7 protein-coding genes are annotated in these 7,029 nt (G+C 46.3%); 4 read left to right on the top strand and 3 right to left on the bottom strand.

Annotated features, from left to right (window positions below; all coding sequences use genetic code 11):
• Positions 1 to 755, bottom strand: a 755-nt coding sequence (locus tag PHQ97_07610; protein ID MDD4392596.1) for a M23 family metallopeptidase, incomplete at its 3' end; no start/stop codon positions are given.
• 408 nt (positions 756 to 1,163) lie between these two features.
• A complete protein-coding gene (folD, locus tag PHQ97_07605; protein MDD4392595.1) occupies positions 1,164 to 2,072 on the bottom strand; it encodes a bifunctional methylenetetrahydrofolate dehydrogenase/methenyltetrahydrofolate cyclohydrolase FolD in 909 nt (302 codons plus the stop codon).
• A gap of 522 nt (positions 2,073 to 2,594) precedes the next feature.
• Here folD and PHQ97_07600 point away from each other — a divergent pair.
• The 4 genes from PHQ97_07600 (at position 2,595) to PHQ97_07585 (ending at position 5,803) form a co-directional block, all read left to right on the top strand.
• Positions 2,595 to 3,632: a TRAP transporter substrate-binding protein gene (locus PHQ97_07600; GenBank protein MDD4392594.1), complete on the top strand. Its 1,038-nt coding sequence runs from the start codon at positions 2,595 to 2,597 to the stop codon at positions 3,630 to 3,632.
• A gap of 101 nt (positions 3,633 to 3,733) precedes the next feature.
• Positions 3,734 to 4,219, top strand: coding sequence for a TRAP transporter small permease (locus tag PHQ97_07595; GenBank protein ID MDD4392593.1), 486 nt, complete (start codon positions 3,734 to 3,736; stop codon positions 4,217 to 4,219).
• On the top strand, positions 4,216 to 5,520 hold the full coding sequence (locus tag PHQ97_07590) for a TRAP transporter large permease (protein ID MDD4392592.1): 1,305 nt from the start codon (positions 4,216 to 4,218) through the stop codon (positions 5,518 to 5,520). The genes PHQ97_07595 and PHQ97_07590 overlap by 4 nt, the downstream gene beginning before the upstream one ends.
• Positions 5,521 to 5,680: 160 nt before the next feature.
• Entirely contained in the window at positions 5,681 to 5,803 is a 123-nt protein-coding gene (locus PHQ97_07585) for a hypothetical protein (GenBank protein MDD4392591.1), read from the top strand.
• A gap of 50 nt (positions 5,804 to 5,853) precedes the next feature.
• Here the strand turns inward: PHQ97_07585 and argC are convergent, their stop codons facing one another.
• The gene (gene argC, locus PHQ97_07580; GenBank protein ID MDD4392590.1) at positions 5,854 to 6,891 is read right to left on the bottom strand and encodes an N-acetyl-gamma-glutamyl-phosphate reductase; all 1,038 of its coding nucleotides are present in this window, start codon (positions 6,889 to 6,891) and stop codon (positions 5,854 to 5,856) included.
• Positions 6,892 to 7,029: the final 138 nt, after the last annotated feature.

Here is a 7,029-nt window from a genome sequence, read left to right as displayed (position 1 = left end):
ACCAGTCCATGGCCATGGTCAATCACGACCAGTTTGCCGAGCAAACCCTTGGTACCTGAAAAGGTAACCACGCCATCTGCCGTTGCAACAACCGGAGTACCTTTGGGTGCGGCGAAATCAATCCCTCTGTGCAGCTCTTTCAGACTGGTGAAGGGCGATTTTCTATAGCCGAATTTAGAGCTGATCCAGCCATTTGTCGGACGAATCGCAGGGGTACATGCCAGCAGGTTACGTTTCAGTTCCAGTCCCTGAAGAAGTGACTCGAAAGCATTCTTCTGCGAGACTGAGGCCGTATTCAGCTGTTCAACCTGCTCGTGCATCTCCCGTACCAGACTGCCGGAATTCTCTTTGAATGAAAGGTCCGGATCCAGATCCTCCGGCATTGGACCGCCCACCCCAAATAAGCCATCCTGTTCTCCGTCAGTTTCGAGATTGGCGATGATACGGATTTTTTTCTGAAACTCGTTCAGTACGGTCAATTCTGACTTTAATGTATTGATTTCAGCAGCAAACTTCCGGACCTGCTTTTTCTGCTGATAAATTATATCTGATTGTCCTGCGACCTTCCGTTCCAGATCGTCCTGACAAACAAGATCCTGTTTAAGGCCGTAATAATCATAGATGATAAAACCCAGCAACGTCATGCAGAAACCGAAACACAAGCCCAGCACCGCCAGCATTTTTTTTGTCGCGGCCACTTTACTGAGGCTTTTTCCGGTTTCATCAGATATGATAAATAAAATTTTACTCTGCATGGCTATGTTTAATCAAACCCCCGAATATGACCGGACAGGTCCGGTTCATCAGAATTATTCCAGCGGCAGCTCTCAGCTACTAACCACCTGATATTTTGTATAAACATCGATTTTTATTCATATTAAAATTATTTTTTTATCATAATTTGAACAAGGCTGTCAAGAATCCAAAACCCGAATTACGGAATAACCTCATAAAAAGTCAAATATGACGAACTCGTAAAAAGTCAAAATAAAGACAATAAAATAAATAAGACAAAGCTCAAAAAAACCACAAATCTCATTAAATTAATGGATGTTATACAAACTGCGTAATCACAGAATAAAACGAAACACAAATAATTTTTTTACTACGATGTCAAATATCGAGGGGTAAAAAAAGGTCTGAACGCTGATGCCTGCAGGCAATCAAAGAAGTCCGATCCGGTATTTCAGTGACGCCAGCGTATTTTTCATCAGCATCGTTATCGTCATTGGCCCCACCCCTCCAGGCACCGGCGTAATGGCGCCGGCAATATCTTTTGCAGTTTCAAAATCGACATCTCCACGCAACACGGGAATCATTTTCCCTGTTTTAAGACTGATTTTTTCTCCCACCCGATTAACGCCGACATCAATGACGCAAGCGCCCGGTTTTATCCATTCAGATTTTACCAGACCCGGAACACCGGCGGCAACGATCAATATATCCGCCCGCCGGCAATGATTTTCTATGTTCCTGCTGCCGGTATGCACCACCGTTACCGTCGAATTTGCGCCCTTACCTTTTTGCATCAGCATGTTGGCGATGGGTTTGCCGACGATATTGGAACGTCCCACCACAACCACCTCCGCACCGTCTGTCTGGATCCCTGCACGCATGATCATCTCCTGAATGCCTGCCGGCGTGCAGGGCGGAAATTTCATTTCCGATCCGCCAAGCATGACACGTCCCATATTCAACGGATGGAACCCATCGACATCCTTATCCGGATCAATGGCATAAATGACTTTCTTTTCATTGATATGCGCGGGAAGCGGCAGTTGAACCAGAATGCCATGAATTGAATCGTCCCGGTTATATTTACAGACCAAATTCAGCAATTGCTCTTCAGAAACCGTATCCGGAAGGTTTTCCTGAATTTCGTTAAAGCCCAATCGATCGGCAGTTTTTGCTTTCAACGTGACATAAGATACCGACGCTGCATTTTGACCAATCAGAATCGTCACCAATCCCGGAACCACGCCATGTTGTCTTTTGATCTGTTCGACTTCCTTACCGATTTCATCGAGTATCTGTTCGCGGATTTCCGTCCCACTGATGATTCTTGCCGACATTTTCATCTCCTTCAAAAAGTCATGGTAACAGTTTTTTTCGCCGATCCCCTTATGCCACGCGCATTGAACGTGCAAGTAAAAAAGTGATTAATAAAATGTAAATGCAGTGGAGTCAAGAAACCATTTAAAATATTACCCTCGGAATACCTCGTAATACCGTAAGGCAATCCATCCTGATGCCGTGGCCACAGAACCACAGGCTCAAATTTGCCATCAAAGGTTATAAATTCCTTGACAAAAAACCAAATCAAACCTATTAAAGAGGACTTCAAACAGTAATTTACGATTTATGCAAATGAAGGCAATATGATTTATTTTTTTAATCTCACCGAATTTATCTACATGTATTAATGCCTGCTGCCCCATCCGCATGTTAAGGGGGTAAGCAGGCTATCACACATCTGCATCTTTTCCCGGCGTGACCAAAACACAGAATTATTCCGTAGCGCGACTTGGTATTATTTTTATTTTTATATTCAACAAGTTACTAAAATTAAATACTGATTTATCTTTCCGGAGGATATGATGAAAAGAACCGTATTGTTCGTGATTATTTTTGGTGTAACAATGGCTGCCAGTTTATTCCAAACCGTTTCGGTAAGTATGGCCCGGCCTGTCAATCTGACTTACAGTATCTTTTTTCCCCCAACACATGAGCAATGCAAAGCCGGTGTGTTGTGGGCAAAGGAAGTTGAAAAACGCTCGAATGGCACCGTTAAGATTACCGTCTTTCCCGGTGGGACATTGACCAATGCCAATCAGTGTTATGAGGGAGTTGAAAATGGAATTTCTGATATTGGAATGTCCTGTTTTGCATATAACAGAGGGCGCTTTCCAATGATGGAAGCCATTGATCTTCCACTGGGTTATCCAAACGGTCAGACCGCCACTCATGTCGCCAACGAGTTTTATACCACCTTTCAGCCCAAAGAGTTAGCCGGTGTCAAAGTGCTTTATCTTCATGCTCACGGCCCCGGTCTGCTGCATACAAAACAGGCGGTTAAATCCATTGATGATTTGAAAGGAATGAAAATCAGATCGACCGGACTCAGTGCAAAAGTCGTTGAGGTATTAGGCGCCATCCCGGTTGCCATGCCTCAGCCGTCAACCTACGAAGCACTCCAGAAAGGCGTGGTCGAAGGAACATTTGCTCCCATTGAAACACTTAAAGGCTGGAGGCAGGCTGAGGTCATCAAGTACACCACAGGATGTTATTCAATCGGTTACACCACGGCCATGTTCGTTGTCATGAACCGGAACAAATGGAATTCACTGCCAAAAAAAATCCAATCCATTATTCAGCAAGTCAGCGAAGAATGGGTTAACGTTCACGGCGATATATGGGACAAGGTTGATATTGAAGGCCAAAACTATACACTCAGTCTCGGCAACGAATTTATTCAGATAGACAATAATGAACAACAGCGATGGGAAACAGCGGTAGAGCCGATTATTCAGAATTACATAACAGAATCCGGCAAAAAAAATATCGACGGTAGCAAGGTGATTTCGGGACTGAGACAACTGATTGACAAATACAGTAAAATTTATCTCAAATAAATCCGTCAACCCGGGGACGGTTAATCTGGGGGCAGAGATCACATGCCAGAGCTCAGATTAACCAAACGATTTTATTATAATCCATTACAATCAGGTATACAATGATTCGATTAAAAAAATATGTTCGATTCATCGCCGACAGGTTCAACTGGATTTCAGCCATCGCGATTGTGATGATGATGCTCCTGACATCTGCCGATGTTTTACTCCGGCTGTTCATTGCGCCCATCCCGGGGGTATATGAAATGGTTGGCCTGCTCGGATGTATTGTCATCTCATTTTCCCTGGGCTATACATCGTCAGAAAAGGGACATATCGCCGTGGAATTTCTGGTCCAAAAGCTGCCGGACAGTGTTCAGCACAGCATCAATATCGTAAATAATCTGCTATCCATGTCTCTGTTCGGCCTGATCACCTGGCAATGTATCGTATATGCCTCCGATCTTAAACTTGCCGGGGAGGTGTCATTGACCCTTCAGATGCCCATTTACCCGTTTGTTTATGGAATATCCATCGGATGCGGCCTTCTTTGCCTGGTATTGGCAGCAGATTTTTTTCAATCACTGGGAAGGATAATTGAACGATGAGCCCCACAGTTGTCGGCTTAATTGGAATCAGCGCCTTATTTTTATTCATATTTTCAAAAATGCCGGTCGGTTTTCTGATGGCCTTGATCGGGTTTATCGGCTTCGGGTCTCTGGTGTCTTTTGACGCGTCAATGAATTTAATTGCCCGGGATGTGTTTTCCGTATTCAGCTCCTATAATTTGACGGTCATTCCGCTGTTTGTACTCATGGGGCAATTCGCATTTCACTCTGGAATCAGCAGCAGGCTGTTCGATACCGCTTATAAATTCATGGGACATCTGCCGGGCGGGCTGGCGATCGCCACGATCGGCGCCTGTGCCGGATTTTCCGCTATATGCGGCTCAACCAATGCCACTGCCGCAACAATGGCTGCGGCCACCCTTCCGGAAATGAAACGTTATCATTACAAACCCAGCCTGGCAACCGGGGTGGTGGCAGCCGGAGGCAGCCTGGGGATATTGATTCCTCCCAGCATCATATTTATTGTCTATGGGATCATGACCGAGCAGTCCATCGGAGAGCTTTTTATTGCGGGGCTTCTTCCCGGAATAATGCTTACCGGGCTTTTTGTTATGGCCATTGTGATTTGGACTACAATCAGACCCGATCTGGCACCACGTTGCAAAAAATTTTCCTTAAAAGAAAAAATTGCTTCCCTGACGGGTATCATTGAAACGATCATTTTATTTATTCTGGTCATGGGGGGACTTTTCGCGGGTTTTTTTACGCCCACCGAGGCAGGTGGCGTGGGTGCTTTTGGAACCTTGATTCTGGCTGTATTCAAACGCAATCTCTCATGGGATGGATTTATCACGTCTCTTTGTGAAACCACCCGAATCACCTGCATGATTCTGGTGATCGTCACCGGAGCAACCATTTTCGGGCATTTCCTGGCCGTATCCCGTATTCCGTTTGATATCGCCGCATGGATATCAGGACTTGCCCTGCCGCCATATATGATCATGGGATTTATCATTCTGGTCTATCTGGCGGGAGGCTGTTTCATCGATTCCCTGGCGCTGATCATGCTGACCGTTCCGATTTTTTACCCGGTCGTCATCCACTTTGGATATGACCCGTTATGGTTTGGAGTTCTGATTGTTCTGATCACCCAGATCGGGGTTATTACCCCGCCGATTGGGATCAATGTATATGTAGTCAGTGGCGTGGCCAGGGATGTGCCGCTTCAGGTCATTTTCAAAGGCGTCATTCCGCTGCTCATCGCCCTGATCATTGCAACAGTTTTATTGATTCCGTTTCCGCAAATCGCTCTGTTTCTTCCCGGGCTGATTGGGGTGTAGGGTATTCAGTGTCTTATTTTTTATGCAGAACAGTTGCCGCCCGCTTCGCTCGAGACGCAGAAAACGCAGCGCACTGAAACAGCCGGCTCTGGTCTCTGCGATCTCTGTGTCTCAAGAGAGCAAAGCGTATCGCCACCCTTGCGGGGGCTGGGGGTTGAAAATGAACGATGAGGAAACGGTAAACCAACTGGCCTTTAATATACAGTGGTATTATGCGCTGAACATAACCGAAGAGTCGGATGCTGCAAAATTTGTCAAAAAGAAAAAAGGCCCTTTCACATGAAGGGCCTTAATATTTTGATCTGCTTTTCCTGCTACCTGAAAGTTGCTGTTTTACAGCGGATACGGAACGGTATTCAGTCCTCTGGTCTCATCGAACCCCAGCATGATATTCATATTCTGAACGGCCTGTCCGGCGGCGCCTTTCACCAGATTGTCGATGACTGAAACGATGACAATCCGGTGGGTTCGCTGATCGATTTTGAAACCGATATCACAATAATTGGTACCCCGGACATGGAGCGTATCCGGGAAACTGCCTTCAGGGCAAATCCGGACAAAGGATCGTCCGGAGTAAAAGGATGAAAGACAGTTTCGAATATCATCGGAGCTGACCGGTTTGGTCAGGGTCGCATAAATGGTGGAAAGCATTCCCCGTGTCATGGGAACCAGATGGGGGACAAAGGTAATATGGACCGATTCCCCGGCTTCATGGCTCAATACCTCTTCCATTTCCGGAGTGTGCCGATGCTGGCAGACTTTATACGCCTTGAACGACTCGTTCGCCTGGCAGTAATGGCTCCCCAAAGAAAGAGAGCGCCCTGCACCGCTGACCCCGGATTTGGAATCCACAACGATCGTACGATGATCAATGATCTCGTGTTTGATCAGGGGAATCAGAGGCAGCAGCATACTGGTGGGATAGCATCCGGGATTTCCAATCAGTCTCGCGGTCCGGATTTGATCGCCATACACCTCACAAAGCCCGTATACAGAAGTTTCAAGCAGTTTAGCGGCAGTGTGGGGCTGATAATAGGTTTCATAGACGGCCACATCCCTGAACCTGAAATCCGCTGAAAGATCGACCACTTTTTTTCCCCGATCGATCAACTCCGGCACGGTCTGCATGGGAATCTTATGCGGAAGGGCCATGAAAACGACATCCGCCATTTCACTAATGCGGTCAACCGAGAAATTTTCGCATTCGAGTTCGACAATTCCGTTCATCGCCGGATACACATGGTCAAATCGCACTCCGGCATACTGACGGGATGTTAACACAGTCAATTTTACATCATCATGGCCTGCCAGAATTCTGACCAGTTCGGCCCCGGCATACCCGGTTGCCCCGACTACGGCTACACGAGTCATATCATCTCCTTATCTGTTAAAACCATCCGGCCGGATTCTCTGATCCGGTTCACCTTTCGGATGGACATGACAATTTCATAACGTCAGAACACCTGGACCCTCGATCATAACATACCGATATTACATTACGCTTTTGAA

The organism is Desulfobacterales bacterium (assembly GCA_028704555.1).
Lineage (GTDB): Bacteria > Desulfobacterota > Desulfobacteria > Desulfobacterales > JAQWFD01 > JAQWFD01.
The sequence above is the reverse complement of the archived record's forward strand: the minus strand, read 5'-3'. Positions and strand labels throughout refer to the sequence as shown.